Origin of the sequence: Acinetobacter sp. P8-3-8 (assembly GCF_000214135.1) — a bacterium.
Classification (GTDB): Bacteria; Pseudomonadota; Gammaproteobacteria; order Pseudomonadales; family Moraxellaceae; genus Acinetobacter.
On sequence record NZ_AFIE01000041.1, the window covers coordinates 1 to 15,306 of the forward strand.

A 15,306-nucleotide genomic window follows, 5' to 3' on the forward strand; every position below is an offset into this window, starting at 1 on the left:
AAAGAAAGCATTAAAATTAAAAAGAGATAAGAAAATAGAGCTAAGTTCGTATTTAAGATATATTTCAGATAGTAGCTATGGGGCAATATCAAGTTGCCTACGAGCATGCTTAAATGCTGTTCTTAAACCTTCTTCTAAGGTCGGATGATAAAATGGTTTTTGTAAAATATCATCGAGAGTGACTTCTTCTGAAATCATCCATGCTAATGAATGTGCCATATGTTCTGCTGATTCAATAAATAATTCTGCTCCAAGTAGCTTTCTTGTATTCTTATCGATATAGACTTCTACAGCACCCTTATTTTTACCCAAAACTAAAGCGCGTCCTTGTTTTTCATAAGATGCATATCCTGTTATGAATTCAGCCCCTAATTTAGTTAGGTTTGCATAATTGAGCCCAACCACTGCCATTTCAGGATTGGAAAATACAATTCCCAATGGAGTTAAGCTTTTTAAATTTAAGATCTGAGGAAAGTTTAAACAACTCGAAATTACTAATTTTCCTTCATTTGCTGCTTCATGTTGTAAAGGGGTTTGTGTAAATGCATCACCGATAATAAATATAGGCAAATTAGCAAGTTGTTTAGTTTCATTATTTACGGGTAATTTTTTTAGATCGGAGAAAGACGGATCTATATTCTCTAGATTTAATGTTTTTAAATTACTTTGACGGCCTGTGGCAGCTAGAATATATTCAACATGAATTTGTTTGGATTGACTATTTTCAATAAAGTTTATTTCAATATCATTGTCAATATTTTTAACTGAACTCGGTAATATTTCAAATTTGATATTTAATTCTTTACTAAGCTCTATTTGAGCAATTTCTTGAAGAAGAGGGCTACTGAGAACACCGACTTTTTTACTTCGCGCAAATACGGTTGTTTTCACGTCTAATCGTTGCATTGCCTGCGCAAGTTCAATTGCAATGACTCCACTTCCTATAATTGCAATTGATTTTGGTAGAGCTTCTAATTCGAAAATTTCATCAGAAGTAATGAGTCTATTTCCATTTTCTTCTTTCCATGCAGCTTCATAATTGGGTGTTGAACCTACAGCAATAATGAATGATTTGGCTGAATAGAATTGATTGTTGACCTCAATTGTATGGGGATTTATAAATTTTGCTTGTCCATTAATTTTATGTTTTGGATTCCAGCTATCAACATCTTTTAGTGTTGCTCGTGTAAAACGATCACGTAATTTTCTTACATGTTGCATTACATTTGAGGTATCTATTTCAGATTGAACTGTTAAACCGACCTCATCAGCATGCAAAATATCATGCATTCTATTGGCTGTGGAAATAAGAACTTTACTCGGCATACATCCGACACGTGCACAAGTTGTATTCCACGGACCATCATTGATAATTAAAATATTAGATGTGTATTTTATTGCTTCTTTGTAAGCACTAATCCCTGCAGTTCCTGCACCAATAATGATAATGTCGTACATGAGGGCTCCAAGTTAAGTTTAACTTAATATATTGAAAACTAATTATCAAACAAACATTTATATAAAGCATCTTTGTAAGTAATCTTTTAATCATATATTTATTTGAATAAAATTAAGTATTAGATTGCAAATTTTTGTAGTTTTGAGTACATTTCCTGTAAAAGCCATAAAAGTGTTTTTTAGGGTAATACATATACTAAATACAATGGATGCAGTCATGACATATTTTAAAAAATTAGGGGCACAGGTTACAGTTCTAGCTTCTTCTATAGCTTTAGTTGCCTGTGGTGGAGGCGGTGGCGGTTATTATGATGATCAAAATAGCAATAATAACAATAACACTGGAGGAAACGGTTCAACGACAGATACTAAAACAGTTGTTGAAAGTTTAAATCTTAGTTTACAAGATGCTAATGCGAAACCTATTGAAATTGCAAGTGATAATTCTAAAGTCTTAATTGCTGTGCAAGCATTAAATAGTGATAAAGGTGGTGTTGCAGCAAAGCTTGTTAATTTGTCAATTGCAGACAGTGATAAGTTAGGTGTGACCAGTAAAACGTCACAAGTAACAACAGGTGAAAATGGTGTTGCTGTATTTGAAGTGAATATTCCTACACTAAATACAGATTCTGGCAAAGTACAGCTTACTGTAAATGTAGATGGAACGACAATTAAACAGGTTTATACCTTAAATATTAAAAAACAAGTACGATTCAAAGTGAATATAACCTTAAAATTCAACAAGGTGTTGTTCTTAATTTGCCAAAGGGTTCGGCAAGTATCACAGCTCAAGTTACAGATAAAAATGGTGGTGTAAAGGCTAATCAAACTATTTCTTTGGCTTTACCTGCTGAGATGCAAGGCAAATTCTCAATTGCAAATGGTTCTAGCTTAACAACGGATAGTTCTGGAAATGCTGCATTTACGATTATGGCAAATTCGGATTTAACTGCTGAAGATATTTCTAAATTTGTCGCAACATCAATGGATTTGAACTTTAAACTAGTGGATGAGTTTAAGGCTGAAAGTCAGGCTAAAGCATCAATTACTTTTAAAGATGTTTCACAGATTGTTCAAAAGTTAGAAATTGTAACGGAAGATGCACCAATTGTTGCTCAAGGTGGGACAACTAAGGTTACTGTTGTCGCAAAGAATAGTAATGGTGATCTGCTAGCAAATAAGAAAGTTAAGTTATCTTTTACAGACAATAGTGCTGTATATGGCGTTAGCATTAATGCTCAAGAAGTAACTACAGATGCTAAGGGATATGCTGTCTTTACCCTTAAATCAGCATCTTCTTATCCAATTGCCTTGTCTCAACAAGGGGTTAATCTTAAAGCAACTTATGTTGATACAGCGGATATTTTTGCAACAGCAACTGTGAAAGTAACGACGGCAGATACAACTGCATCAAATGAACAAGCTTTACAACGTCTGGAAATAGGTTCTTCTTATAAAGTTAATGCCAAGGGTGATTCTGTTACGATTCGAGTCAAAGGTATTAATAACAAAGGTGAAAAAGCAACTCAAGGGAAAGTTAAGTTAACCTTAAACGCTGAAGCGCTTTCGAACGGTGTAGAGATCTTTGGTGGTGACAATACTTCAAACGTTGAACAAACTTTTGATAAAGATGGTTATGTTTTCTATACATTAAAAACCAATGCAAGCACACCTCAAGCAGTTGAGACTTTGGTGGGAGCTGGAATCACTGCAACATTTACAGCTGATAATAATGTAACGAACAGTATTAAAATTTCTGTTGAAAGTGAAGCTAAGTCTGAAGAAGCTTTAAGTTATCTTGCAATTGATCCCATTAATGCTGCATATGATTTTACAAAAGATCAAACCATTACGATTAAAGTAAAAGCAACAGGGATTAAAGGTAGTGCCTTAAAAGGTGAAACTGTAAATCTTACTTTTGCACAAGCATATTCAGTTGCTGAATTACAAAAATTAGGTTTGAGTTTAACCAGTTCTGCTGAAGCACTTACTGATGTGGCGGGTTATGCGACATTTACTTATCAATATAAAGCGAGTGGTAGTACTGAGCAAAAAGCACTTGTTGAGAATGGTGTTGGACTTATCGCTAAACCTACAAGTGGTGTTGGTACAGCAAGCACAGCTCATCTCAATTTTAAAGCACCAACTGCTCAAGGTGAAATTGATTTAGATTATTTAAATGTCGATATGCCTGGTGGCCTTATTTTAACTGCAAATAGTGAGAAACCTATTGCTGTAACTGTAAACGCTACGGGGACAGATGGTAAAATATTAGCCAATCAAAAAATTGCTATAGGTTTAAATGATGCTGCACTGAGTAATGGTGTAAGTCTTGCAACAGCTTCATCGCTTACGACAGATGCGACTGGTAAAGTTACGTTTAATCTTAATGTGAAAGCGAGTAATACAACTGAATTAGCAAACTTAATTGCAAATGGTATTACTGTTGCGGTTAAAGGTGTACGTAAAGATGGTTCAGTTTATACCGTTACACGTAAAGTTGAAGTTTCTCAGCCTGCTGTCGTTATTCCAGATTTAGCTGCTTTAAACTTAAGTTACGATGTTCAAACAGTATCTGTACTTGGTGGCGAAGTTCGTGTCAAAGTTATTGCAAAAGATGCTTCTGGTGCAATCATCCCGAATACTCCTGTAGCAATTGCACTTTCAAGTTTAGCGGGATCAAGAGTTTCTCTATCTGATTCGACTGTAACTACGAACAGTAAAGGTGAAGCAGAGTTTACTGTGAAAGTTGCGGAAGGCGCTTATGACGCAAATTTAATTAAGAATGGTATTACTTTTGCTGTTGTTGGTAACAATTTAAATAATGGGGATCGTATTCAACAGACAGGTACGATTCAGGTTGCTATTCCTAAAGATTCTGTCAATTTACGTCTAACTGCTGATAAAAAAGAATTGGAATTTGGTAAGAGCTATCAAGTACAAGTTGCAGTTAAGGATGAGCTTGGGGCAAACACGGGATATCCTGTTAATTTAACGTTAAACCAAGAAGCATATGATGCTGGCATTCGATTAAGTGCGGATTCAGTTGTAACAACTGCAAATGGTCAAGTTCCTGTCACGATTATTGTTCCAAAAGAAGTTTCAAGTGCGGCTAAGCAAGCTTTACTTAATTTAGGTCCGAATGCGATTCAAATAAAGGGAGCTATTAAGAATCCTAAAGGTGAAGTTCTTGAATCTACATTAGCATTTAGTGTTTTTGATGCAGTAAATCCGAATCACTTAACGATTGGAACATCTAAAACCAATCTTAGCATCAATGGTGATAAGTCAATTGTAACCGTTCAGCTATTAGACAGTAACGGTCTGCCAGTTAAAAATGAAAATGTAACTTTAGCTGCAAATAATGCTGCAACATTAATCATTGGTACTCCTGGTGGTGGGCACTCTACAAATACAAGTGAGCCTCAAACGGTAACTACAGATTCTAATGGTAATGCTTATTTCTCTGTTGAGATAGATCCAGCGACTGTGGATGGCGATTTGCTCATCGCAAGTGGTATTGAGCTTACTGCAAGTAATACCAATGCAAATGGTGCAATGACTACACAGATTTATCGTTTAAGTGCGTATAAGCCTTCACCTGTAATCACAACCCCTCAACCGGCTCGTTATAATTTAAGAATTGAATCAAATAAGCCAACTGTAAATGTGCGTAATGATTTGGCTGATGTAACTGTAACATTGGTAGATCAGAGTGGTGGCGGTGTTGCGAATAAATACGTAAATCTTAGTATTGAGGATTTTGCTCGTAATGGTGCAATTATTGTTGGTGCATCTGGTCTTACAACAGACCAAAATGGACAAGCCGTATTTAAAGTTAAGATTGATGAAAATGCACGTAATCCTGGATATACTGCTACTGCGTTTGATCTAGATAACTTAAATTTAACAGCTAAATTCAGTGAAACTGGTTATCTTGATGCACAGCAAGTTTCTCGTATTGATGTTGTACAGTCTGCGGTACAAAATCCAATTGCTTCAATCGTAATCGGTGTAAATCCTACAGAAACCGGCACATCTACAGATGGTGTCTATTACACGCGTAATCTTTCGGTTAGTGTTGTGGACTTTGATGGTAAGCCTTTGGCAAACCAAAAAGTTGAAATGGATATTGCACCGCGCTCTTATGAGAAGGGTAGTTATATTTGGGCTTTAGCTCCTGTTCCTGGTTCTAATCCAGTTGCAAAATGGGTGGGGCCAGCGCAAGCATATTATAATTTAAACAATTCGAATGTTTATTTAAATAATGGTATCCCAACCAATAATAATGGAACACCTACGGATAATACTGATGACTTCCCTGAGCCTACAGTATCCAATCCTTTTATTACTTGCCCTGTAAACCCTTCATTTACTGCTATTTCAAATGCTGAAGTAACTAATATTCCAGTAAAAGTTCCAACCTTCTTAGGACAAGGTTCAACAGCAACTTATACGACGGATTCTGAAGGTAAATTTGATTTTGTTATTCGTTATCCGAAGATTTATGCACAATGGTTGAATATTCAAATTGGTGCATCTTCTCAAGTAGCGACTTTACCATTTAGAACGACTTATAATTTAGGTTTATCTTCTGTATCAAGTGACTATAGTACAGATGGAACATATGGCCCTAATTTAAATAGTCCATATGGTATAAACACGACTACATGTCCTTAATTTTTATCTAAAAAACAGCGCCTCGGCGCTGTTTTTTTATTTGATCGAAGTCCCCATACTCACTCCGACTGTCGGTCTGACATTCATGGAGCTACAAGCAGAAAGAAATATGCAAGATAGAACTAAAATACTGATAATTTTCATAAATAAACCCATACTAAATTTAAACTCATTGTAATTGTTTGAATAAATCTAAGCTGTAAAGAATTATAAAATTTAGTCATTAAATGAAAAAAGCACCCATAAATATGGATGCTTTGCGTATTTCTGGTTTGGATCAATCGTCCAGTAAATCCATTTGTTTTGCAATTTGATATAAATTATTTGAACGATTACCTGTGCGGCAAAACATCAGTACTGGTTTAGGCAATTCATTGAAATGATTAGCAAAGGTTCTTACATCAACTTCAGTGATCTGACCAGCAACCACAGGCTGATAAACATAATCTAAACCAGCAGCACGTGCAGCCTCTTCAATTTGAGCGCTTGTAGGTTGTTCAGGGCCACCTTCCAGATCTGGACGGTTATTAATTACAGATTTAAAACCCTTTTCAACCACTTGAGGAATATGTTCAGGATTAATTTGACCTGCAAAGCCTACAATTTCACTCATTTCGTCACTCCAATATGATTTAAAATCGAATATGCTATACATAATAGCATTAAGCTCAGAAGTGAGTTTAAATGGCATAAGATTTATAAAAGAAAATATCAATAAGATAACGCAATGGAGCGCATATGTTCGAATATACAGTTGAACCACTGTATATCCCAATTGGACAAGAGGTCATTGCTGCAGATTTTTATCGACCAAAAAATATAAAAAAACCACCTGTGATTATTATGGCACATGGGTTTGCCGCTTTAAGGCAATTTAGATTAGTAGCCTATGCACAGAAGTTTGCCCAAGCAGGTTATGCTGTTGTTTTATTTGATTATCGTTTCTGGGGTGGTAGTACAGGTTCGCCACGAGAATTAGTTTCTTTGAAGATGCAGTTAGAAGACTGGCGAACTGTGATTGCTTATGTCGCTAATCAAAAGAAAATTAATCATCGTAAGATCGTTTTATGGGGAACTTCCCTCAGCGGTGGATATGTTTTAAATCTAGCCAATGAGTTGAAAAGCATTCAAGCCATTATGGTTCAAGTGCCATTCGTAGATGGTGCAGAAACAGCAAAATTATTCCCAATCCAACAGTTACCTAAAGCATTAAAACTGTCTAGTCAGGATTATATGGGGGCAAAAGTGGGGATGCTGCCGAAAAAATTGCCTGTAGTGCATCCGTTTGATTTGTGTTTTATTCCAACCCAAGAGAGTTACAATGGCTATATGTCGATTGTAAATCCAGATTATTTTTGGAGTGGTGAAGTTCCTGCACGTGTTTTTTTCAATTTAATGCGTTTTAGACCGATCCAGACGGTAAGAAGTATTAACATTCCTGTTTTGTTTATTGCTTCTAAAAAAGACAGCTTTATCCCCATTGAGTCTAGTCGTGAAACAGCGACCAATATTGCACCTTTTGTACAATATTATGAATGGGATATGGCACATTTTGATATTTATCATGGGAAATGGTTGGAAAAAGCCATTTCGACCCAATTAGAATTCTTACATCAACATATTGGAGTGAGCTAGATGATTATTGTATGTCCATCATGTGGCGCTAAAAACCGTGTTCCTGAAGATAAATTAACGGCTCAACCGAGCTGTGGGCAGTGTCATCAAAATTTAATTCCACTGGCTCCAATTGAGTTAAATGAACAAAACTTTAGCAATTTTGTGAGTAATAGTGATTTACCGATCATCATTGACCTATGGGCGGAGTGGTGTGGCCCATGTAAGATGATGGCACCACATTTTGCTGAAGTTGCGAAAAGCAACCCAAAGGTTGTTTTTGCCAAGATTGATACAGAAGCAAATCCACGTTTAAGTAGTGCTTTTAATATTCGTAGTATTCCGACATTGGTTTTGATGAATAAAACCACCGAAGTTGCTAGAATAAGCGGTGCTTTACGTGCTAACCAATTACAAGAATGGTTAGATCAACAATTGAATGCCCTTAAATAAATTCACGGGCTCGGAGTTATTGTGTCAGATTCTCATGTAAAACCAGAAGGTACACTGTCTTTACAAACCATTGCTATGCCAGCAGATACCAACTGGAGTGGTGATGTTTTTGGTGGTTGGATCGTTTCACAAATGGATTTGGCGGGGGCGATTCACGCAGAGCGTTTTAGTAAAGGACGTTGTGCAACTATTTCAATTAATCAGATGACTTTCTTGGTTCCTGTGAAAGTGGGTGATGTGATTACTTGTTATACCAAAATTTTGAAAGTCGGTAATACTTCAATTCAAATGCAAATTGAAGTATGGGATAGTCATGATAGTTCACGTGCTCCGAAGCGCGTAACAGAAGGGGTATTTACTTTTGTTGCCGTGGATGTTGCTGGGAATAAACGTCAAATTCCAGAAGATGTGAAACAAAAATATTTAGCTTCGCAAAGTGCTTAATTCACTATCTGTATTTGATAAAAAAATCCCAATATTGATTGGGATTTTTTATGTCTATTTTTGAGTCATTCTCAAAACATTGTATTGGTATTTGCGCTGGGTTCAGGAACATCTTGCTGAACATCCCAGTGTTCGACAATTTTACCATTTTCAACTCGGAAAATATCAACTACTGCAACGCCACGATCTTGTGCATTTTCAGTTGAATGCACATGTAAAAAGACTAAATCACCTTCTGCAACAGCACGTTTGATCACACTTTTTGCTTCTTTATTTTCTTGGAAATATTGGGTGAAATAATTTACAAAAGGTACTTTCCCATCTGGAACATGCGGATTATGTTGAATATATTGTTCGCCAATATATCGATCTGCATATGCTTTAACTTGATGTTTTAAGAATACGCCTTCGTAAAAATCGGTCACAATCTTTTTATTTTGTTCAGCTTGTTGAACCATCGAAATGGCATTTAAGGTTTGGTTGTTTACAGCCGTAGCAGATTGCTGAGGGTTCTGACTACATGCGGTCATAAGCACAGGTAAAATAAGTAAACCCGAAATTAAGCATTTTTTGAAAGTGAGTTTAGGCATGATTATTCTCAAGATGATTGTTTTAAGAACACCATCTTGAGAGATATCACAATGATTTTACAGTGTATTATCGTCACTGAATTTCAGTATTTTAGTAAATTTTGAACTTACTCAAAAGTAAGTTTTATTTACATTTATTTCTTTTTCAGGTGTGATTTTGAAATCCATGCCCAAAGCATTTCACATTGAATCGGTTCTTGTCCTGACTCATCTGTGACTGTTACTGCAACAAGGGTTTCACCTTTTTCAGTTTCTTGCATCATTTTACGTTGTTCATCGGTCAATGTAGCAACCGCAGTTAAACCACCTTTTGAAGGGCGTTTAAATTGAATATTCATGTTCTTGATGAGTACGATGCAAGAATCTGGAATATTCATGCCTGTCACGAAACCTGTTGCAGTTTCAGCAACAAGTGCCATTGCACAGGCATGTGCTTGACCAATATGGTTTTGCATATTTTTGTTATTTTCGAGTTTAACTTCGACACGACTATGCGTCACTTCGACATAACGTAGTTTTGCAGTGCCTACCATAGGGACGACACGACCAAAAGCTTTGCTTAGCAAGGTACTCTGAATTCCTTTTGGAAATTTAGACGTTGCTTTAACGATTTTAGATAAACGATTGGTCTGAGTCATATTTCAACCTATAGCAATGAAGACCTTAGTCCTTGAAGTTGTTAAATTGTAAAGGCACACCAAATTGCTGTTCTTTTAGAAAAGCCATCACTTGTTGCAAAGTATCGCGTTTTTTATCAGTCACACGAATTTTGTCGCCTTGAATAGATGATTGCACTTTGACACCACTTTCTTTAATGGCTTTGTTAATTTTTTTTGCAGTATCAGAGTCAAGACCATCTTTAAGTTTAATGATTTGTATCACATTTTTACCTGATGCTGTCATTTTTTGTGGATCAAGCGCTTGGATATCAATTTTACGTTTAAAGAAATGATTTTCAAGCATGCTATAAACCTGCTCACATTGGAAATCACTTTCTGTAGAAATTTTAATTTCTTTATTTTTTTCATTAATTTCGATAGAAACGTCCTGACCACGGAAGTCAAATCGAGTTGCAATCTCTTTTTGCGTGTTTTGAACTGCGTGATTTACTTCAAAAATCTCTAATTCTGAAACAATATCGAACGATGGCATAGTTTAGACCTTTACAAATGGAAAGAATATCTGAGATGCTAGGGATGTTTTCTTCATTTGCCAAGTGTTGTTTACATCAAAGGAGTGCACAATGATCCGTAAACAAGAAATTACAACATTTGAGTTCCCAGAAAATGCAATTATCTGGGATGTTCGTGACGCAAAAGCCTATGCTGAAGGTCATATCAAAGGTGCTGTAAATCAGCCTATTGATAGTTTAGATGCAGCAAGCTTGACTCAAGTGAATTCGGATCAGTCCATTTACATCCTATGTGGTGGTGGTAGTAAAGCGCCTCGCGCTGCTGAAAAACTTGAGGGTTTCGACAGCTCCCGTGACTACGTCGTTTTAATGGGTGGTACTCGTGCTGCACGTGATGCTGGTTTGCCATTAGAGCAAGATTCGTAAAAAAAGCGCCGAAAGGCGCTTTTTTATTGAATAAAAATTTTGAATGAACTTATTTGGGGGAGAGTTAGATTTAGCTGTTTAAGCTACTCAGTGATTTATGGTCTTGGCGGTTTATAATATGGCTTTTTTTCTTTTACTTTCTTTTGAAAGCGTTTGGGACTCAGTTTATTGAGTAACTCTTGTGGAATCGGGCAGGCTTCATTTAAAACCAATGCTGTGAGTACGTCATTACATAATGGCGCAAATAAAAAACCTTTAGAGCCTAAACCTGAAAACGTATAGATTTCCTGCTGATCATCCAGTTTTCCCAATATAGGAAAGTAATCTAAAGTTTGGGCGCGTACAGAAGCTCGACCTTGCCATTCTTCGGCTGGTGCTAAGGATTTTGCATAATCTGGGAAGACACTGTGGATAAGATTGTAGTTATGCACATGGTCTTCGATCAAAACGTCATCATCATCGCGATTTGGATAAAATGATGCGCCGAGAATGAGCTGCTGATCATTCAGTTGCATGCAATAACCACCATAGCTATAAGCCGATTCAGTATTTAAAGCATGATCTTGGTTATTGACCCAACTGACTTGTCCTCGAATAGGTTTGAGAGTCGGGAAATCTTTAAAAAACCGTTTACTTTCTTTGGCACAACAGATAATCACATGATCGAAAATACCAAGAGGATTTTGTTGAACATCATTAATTTCTAAACGCTGATAAGTATTTTGTTGAATATTTTCAATTTCAGCCTGCTTAAATGTGATTAGAGGATGTTCTAAGATCTGATCTCTCAATAAATGTGGGTAAATTGAACCTGCTTGAGTCAGTTGTAAACTTTCAAAAGTTGTTTCGATTTCTAATTCATTCGCTGTTTGTGCTTTGAGTAAATCTTGTGGATATTGCTGAGCAAGTTGTAGCAATTCATCTGGATTTTTAAGTGCCAATTGATTGACAGCAATCGGTCGGAAGGCTTTAAATTTTTGATAATAATTCAATGCATGTTGCCATGCCAAAGTCATTAAATGTTCAGCACTTTGTTCAATCGGACTGAGTTTCGGATTGAGTAAGGCAAGTGGATTTCCAGATGCACCCGCCAAAGGTTCTAATTGGTCATAAATCGTGACTTGGTGTCCTCGTTGAGCAAAACCCCATGCACAGCTTAAACCCGCAATTCCAGCCCCTACAATCGCAATTTGACGTTGTTTAAAATCAGTAGTGTGAATTAATTCAGTTTTTTTTTGAATTGAATCTGTTAAAAGATCGAAATCATTTTCAGACAGGTTATTTTCTAACTGCTCAGGAGCATTCCAAATGGCTTTTAACATTTCACGTTTATGACCAAAACCACGAGGACGTGAAATAGAAATACCATGTTGTTTTAAGCCACGTTTTAAAACACCCGCAACACTAAACGAGGCAAAAGTTGTTCTATAAGCTGAAAGACGAACAATATTATTTAAAACATTTTCTTCCCACATATCTGGATTGCAAGACGGTGCAAAACCATCCAAAAACCATGCATTGATTGAATGTGTTTTAGGCATGACAGGAAAAATATCGTGCGCATCGCCCAACCACAGATCAATGGAAAAACGTTCATTTGGGAAATTTAAGCGATGACAACCTGCAATAGGTAAAGGATATTGTTCAATGAGTTGGTCGGCTAAAGGTTTTAATTCAGTCCAAACATTTAAAGCACGAATCAAATCATTTTTATTTAAAGGAAATTTTTCTACGCTGATCGCATGTAAATGGCTGTGGTTATTCGGGCGAACTTGTTGCCAGAGTTGCCAGAGTGCCAAAATATTTAAACCTGTACCAAAGCCTGTTTCACCCACGCTGAAATATTCGAAGTCTTGTAAGTCAGCCAAACGTGTGGATAGGTCATTGCCATTTAAAAAAACATGGCGAGTTTCAAGTAAGCCATTGTCTTTAGAAAAGTAAACATCACCAAATTGTTTGGAAATAGGAACTTCAATTCCATCAATACTTTGCCAATCTAAATCGGCTGTTTGAATGGCTTTTGACAATGCTATGAATCCTAAATGTAGAAAAGAATAGAAAATAGAATATGAAATAAGAAGGGAAACGTCAGCGGCTTACCACTGACGACGACGTTTGGTATAAATATAACTGGCGATTAGAAAGCCCAAAAGTACGCCGACAGCAATGGTTGCCGCGCCGTATAAAAACATTTGTGCACTTTGTTCGCTTTGTAAAACTTGAACTTGAACGCCCAAATTATCGTTCTTTAATTGCAGTTCTTGGTTTTGTGATAATGCTTCAAGATTGGCTTTCTCAAGCTGTTGTAAACGAGTCGCTTGATCTTTGACTAAGGCTTTAACTTTCGCTTCTTGTGAAGCCTTTTCTTTGACAATTTGTTCGGCAGTTAATGGTTTATTTTCTTGCACCAATGCCTGTGCTTGAATATTAGAATTGGCCCCAGCAACCGCAGAAATGATACTTGGCTTAGGTGGTGCGACAACAGCTGGATTCGTTGGGGAAGCTTGCGTTGCAGTCGTTGTTTGAGTTGCAGGGGCAGTTGTTGGAGCGGGCTCAGCCGATACTGTTGGTAAAAGTATGGAAGAACTGAGTAAAGTAAAACCAAGTAAGCTTTGGACTACAACGCGCATCTTGTTATCCTTTAGGCAATGCTTTATTGAATGGTTTAACATCAATATGACCATAGATCCCTTCTTTTAAGAAAGGTTCTTCTTGTAACCATTCATCCAAGGCTTCACGACTTTCAAAGTCAAGAATCATGGTGCTTCCATAAAAACCTGCTTGTGGATTTTCACGATCTTTTGGCATTGCTCCAGCAACGATAACACGTCCTTCAGCATCTAATTTTTCTAAACGTGCTAAATGTTGTGGACGCACTGCAAGACGTTTTTCTACTGTACCCTCATTGTCGGTACACGTAATTAAGAATAAAGGCATTTCACTTCTCTAATCGGCTAAACACATTATTCGTCAGTAGACTTAAAGTGTTTACGCAAAATAATAAACTGGATAATGATAAAGGAAAACATCACGATCATGTCACCAAATGCTGTAAATTCGCCCCAATATTTTCCACCAGCGAATAAAAAAGCAAAGAAAACATGTAAGCAAGACATCACAATAAACATTGCAGCCCACGCGAAGTTAAGATTTTTCCAACCTTTTTCAGTTAAATCTAAGACTGGACCAAATAATCTTTGAATGAGCGGTTTTTTATCCTTACCAAAATAAGGCGAAAGAAGAAATGCACCTGCAAAAGCTAAATTCAAGATTGCTGCTTTAAGGCGAATGTAGAAATCATCACTCAGCATTAAAGTGATTCCACCAAAGATCACAGTCATAAATAAAACAAACCACTGTTGTTTATCTAAACGGAATTTTTGGAAAACAAATAAAGCACCGTAAACAACTAACATTGAAATAATGAGACCAGTTGTTGCGACTAGAATATTATTGTTGTTTACGCCACCTGCCGATCCGATCAGTTGTAATAATGGATGATCAGTATTTTTAGGATCGACCGTTTTATACAAATAAAAGAAAATTATGAGGGGCACAAAGTCTAAGAGTGCTTTCATGTTAAAGTATCTAGTCTGTTCAAGTGAATGGGATAGTATAAAAGATGCAAGGCGTAGATTTACATACTCACAGTAATATTTCTGATGGAACTATGACTCCCGAGTTATTGGTGCAGGCTGCGCTTGAAAAAGGCATCCATACGCTTGCATTGACGGACCACGATAGCATGGATGGCTTAATACAAGCTGAACAAGTTGCAAAAAATCAACCAATTCAAATTATTTCTGGTGTAGAAATTTCCAGCCAGTGGTCTAGACCTTCAATCAAGAAGAGTTATGGGGTGCATATTGTGGCACTCAATATGCAAAACCATGAGCCTTTACAACGGCTTTTAGCTGAACAAAAAAAAATCCGTGCAGAACGTGCGAAACAGATCTGTGACTTACTTATCCCTTTAATTCATCAGGATATTTATGCAGATGTTGTGGCAAAGGTGGATGGTGAACCTGACCGTATTACTCGTACCCATATTGCCAAAACCTTAGTGGAAAAGGGAATGGTACAGCGTCCTCAGCAAGCTTTTGATAAATATATTAAAGAAGGCAAAAAAGCCTATGTGAAATTTGATGGTCTAGGTTTAGCTGAAACGATTCAAGTGATTCATGATAGTCAAGGCTTTGCAGTATTAGCGCATCCAACGCGTTATGACTTATCAGCGACCAATATTCGCTATTTGATTGAACTATTTGCTCAACATGGTGGTGATGCAATTGAATTGCCGCCTGCAATAGAATCTACTTCGACTCGTCAAATGGTGGATCGTTTGATTGAACAGTTTAATTTAAAGGTTTCTGTTGGAAGTGATTTTCATGGTGATAATATGCCTTGGATTAAATTAGGCAGTATTCCACGAGTAAAAGAAGGGCAAGTGGGTATTTGGGAAAGTTTTGTTATTTAAAATTTTCTTCTTTTTGTTTATTACTCTCATCC

General features: G+C 36.7%; 14 protein-coding genes and 1 pseudogene. 6 read left to right on the forward strand and 9 right to left on the reverse strand.

All coding sequences use genetic code 11. The features are described from left to right. Window positions 1-75 precede the first annotated feature (75 nt). Complete coding sequence (locus GGG_RS0114345; protein ID WP_010116066.1) at window positions 76-1,458, reverse strand: dihydrolipoyl dehydrogenase; 1,383 nt, start codon at window positions 1,456-1,458, stop codon at window positions 76-78. 217 nt (window positions 1,459-1,675) lie between these two features. Between GGG_RS0114345 and GGG_RS19840 the strand changes: the two are divergent. Beyond that, a pseudogene (locus GGG_RS19840) lies at window positions 1,676-6,138 on the forward strand (hypothetical protein). Window positions 6,139-6,415: 277 nt separating this feature from the next. Here the strand turns inward: GGG_RS19840 and GGG_RS0114355 are convergent. Continuing rightward, entirely contained in the window at window positions 6,416-6,751 is a 336-nt protein-coding gene (locus GGG_RS0114355; protein ID WP_010116069.1) for a TIGR01244 family sulfur transferase, read from the reverse strand. A gap of 125 nt (window positions 6,752-6,876) precedes the next feature. Here GGG_RS0114355 and GGG_RS0114360 point away from each other — a divergent pair, with 125 nt between their 5' ends. Genes GGG_RS0114360 through GGG_RS0114370 form a run of 3 tightly spaced genes read left to right on the forward strand, consistent with a single transcriptional unit; the run spans window position 6,877 to window position 8,649 of the window. Then, the gene (locus GGG_RS0114360) at window positions 6,877-7,773 is read left to right on the forward strand and encodes an alpha/beta hydrolase (RefSeq protein ID WP_010116070.1); all 897 of its coding nucleotides are present in this window, start codon (window positions 6,877-6,879) and stop codon (window positions 7,771-7,773) included. Beyond that, window positions 7,774-8,205 carry a thioredoxin TrxC gene (gene trxC, locus GGG_RS0114365; protein WP_010116071.1) on the forward strand — a complete coding sequence of 144 codons (432 nt, stop codon included), beginning with the start codon at window positions 7,774-7,776 and terminating at the stop codon, window positions 8,203-8,205. Between the two features lie 21 nt (window positions 8,206-8,226). After that, entirely contained in the window at window positions 8,227-8,649 is a 423-nt protein-coding gene (locus tag GGG_RS0114370; RefSeq protein WP_010116072.1) for an acyl-CoA thioesterase, read from the forward strand. A gap of 71 nt (window positions 8,650-8,720) precedes the next feature. Here the strand turns inward: GGG_RS0114370 and GGG_RS0114375 are convergent, their stop codons facing one another. From GGG_RS0114375 to GGG_RS0114385, 3 genes are all read right to left on the reverse strand, one after another. Further along, a complete protein-coding gene (locus GGG_RS0114375; RefSeq protein WP_010116073.1) occupies window positions 8,721-9,239 on the reverse strand; it encodes a nuclear transport factor 2 family protein in 519 nt (172 codons plus the stop codon). Between the two features lie 134 nt (window positions 9,240-9,373). Next, entirely contained in the window at window positions 9,374-9,877 is a 504-nt protein-coding gene (locus tag GGG_RS0114380) for a DUF4442 domain-containing protein (protein ID WP_010116074.1), read from the reverse strand. 25 nt (window positions 9,878-9,902) lie between these two features. Then, complete coding sequence (locus GGG_RS0114385; protein ID WP_010116075.1) at window positions 9,903-10,391, reverse strand: YajQ family cyclic di-GMP-binding protein; 489 nt, start codon at window positions 10,389-10,391, stop codon at window positions 9,903-9,905. Between the two features lie 91 nt (window positions 10,392-10,482). On the opposite strand from GGG_RS0114385, the gene GGG_RS0114390 reads away from it, so the two are divergent. Continuing rightward, window positions 10,483-10,797, forward strand: coding sequence for a rhodanese-like domain-containing protein (locus tag GGG_RS0114390; protein ID WP_010116076.1), 315 nt, complete (start codon window positions 10,483-10,485; stop codon window positions 10,795-10,797). Between the two features lie 95 nt (window positions 10,798-10,892). Here the strand turns inward: GGG_RS0114390 and mnmC are convergent, their stop codons facing one another. From mnmC to GGG_RS0114410, 4 genes are all read right to left on the reverse strand, one after another. After that, a complete protein-coding gene (gene mnmC / locus GGG_RS0114395) occupies window positions 10,893-12,824 on the reverse strand; it encodes an FAD-dependent 5-carboxymethylaminomethyl-2-thiouridine(34) oxidoreductase MnmC (protein ID WP_010116077.1) in 1,932 nt (643 codons plus the stop codon). Between the two features lie 69 nt (window positions 12,825-12,893). Continuing rightward, a complete protein-coding gene (locus GGG_RS0114400) occupies window positions 12,894-13,427 on the reverse strand; it encodes a hypothetical protein (RefSeq protein ID WP_010116078.1) in 534 nt (177 codons plus the stop codon). Window positions 13,428-13,431: 4 nt separating this feature from the next. Next, window positions 13,432-13,734, reverse strand: coding sequence for a YciI family protein (locus GGG_RS0114405; RefSeq protein WP_010116080.1), 303 nt, complete (start codon window positions 13,732-13,734; stop codon window positions 13,432-13,434). A 26-nt stretch (window positions 13,735-13,760) separates the two neighbouring features. Continuing rightward, complete coding sequence (locus GGG_RS0114410) at window positions 13,761-14,375, reverse strand: septation protein IspZ (RefSeq protein WP_010116081.1); 615 nt, start codon at window positions 14,373-14,375, stop codon at window positions 13,761-13,763. Window positions 14,376-14,419: 44 nt separating this feature from the next. Here GGG_RS0114410 and GGG_RS0114415 point away from each other — a divergent pair, with 44 nt between their 5' ends. Then, window positions 14,420-15,274 (forward strand): PHP domain-containing protein, encoded by an 855-nt coding sequence (locus tag GGG_RS0114415; RefSeq protein WP_010116082.1) that lies wholly within the window; start codon window positions 14,420-14,422, stop codon window positions 15,272-15,274. Window positions 15,275-15,306 lie beyond the last annotated feature (32 nt).

Excerpts from the sequence above, each read along its gene's own strand:
- GGG_RS0114345 (WP_010116066.1), bottom strand. The coding sequence starts at position 1,458 with ATGTACGACATTATCATTATTGGTGCAGGAACTGCAGGGATTAGTGCT.
- GGG_RS0114390 (WP_010116076.1), top strand. The coding sequence starts at position 10,483 with ATGATCCGTAAACAAGAAATTACAACATTTGAGTTCCCAGAAAATGCA.
- GGG_RS0114380 (WP_010116074.1), bottom strand. The coding sequence starts at position 9,877 with ATGACTCAGACCAATCGTTTATCTAAAATCGTTAAAGCAACGTCTAAA.
- GGG_RS0114405 (WP_010116080.1), bottom strand. The coding sequence starts at position 13,734 with ATGCCTTTATTCTTAATTACGTGTACCGACAATGAGGGTACAGTAGAA.
- GGG_RS0114375 (WP_010116073.1), bottom strand. The coding sequence starts at position 9,239 with ATGCCTAAACTCACTTTCAAAAAATGCTTAATTTCGGGTTTACTTATT.
- trxC (WP_010116071.1), top strand. The coding sequence starts at position 7,774 with ATGATTATTGTATGTCCATCATGTGGCGCTAAAAACCGTGTTCCTGAA.
- GGG_RS0114400 (WP_010116078.1), bottom strand. The coding sequence starts at position 13,427 with ATGCGCGTTGTAGTCCAAAGCTTACTTGGTTTTACTTTACTCAGTTCT.
- GGG_RS0114385 (WP_010116075.1), bottom strand. The coding sequence starts at position 10,391 with ATGCCATCGTTCGATATTGTTTCAGAATTAGAGATTTTTGAAGTAAAT.
- GGG_RS0114410 (WP_010116081.1), bottom strand. The coding sequence starts at position 14,375 with ATGAAAGCACTCTTAGACTTTGTGCCCCTCATAATTTTCTTTTATTTG.
- GGG_RS0114360 (WP_010116070.1), top strand. The coding sequence starts at position 6,877 with ATGTTCGAATATACAGTTGAACCACTGTATATCCCAATTGGACAAGAG.
- GGG_RS0114415 (WP_010116082.1), top strand. The coding sequence starts at position 14,420 with ATGCAAGGCGTAGATTTACATACTCACAGTAATATTTCTGATGGAACT.
- GGG_RS0114355 (WP_010116069.1), bottom strand. The coding sequence starts at position 6,751 with ATGAGTGAAATTGTAGGCTTTGCAGGTCAAATTAATCCTGAACATATT.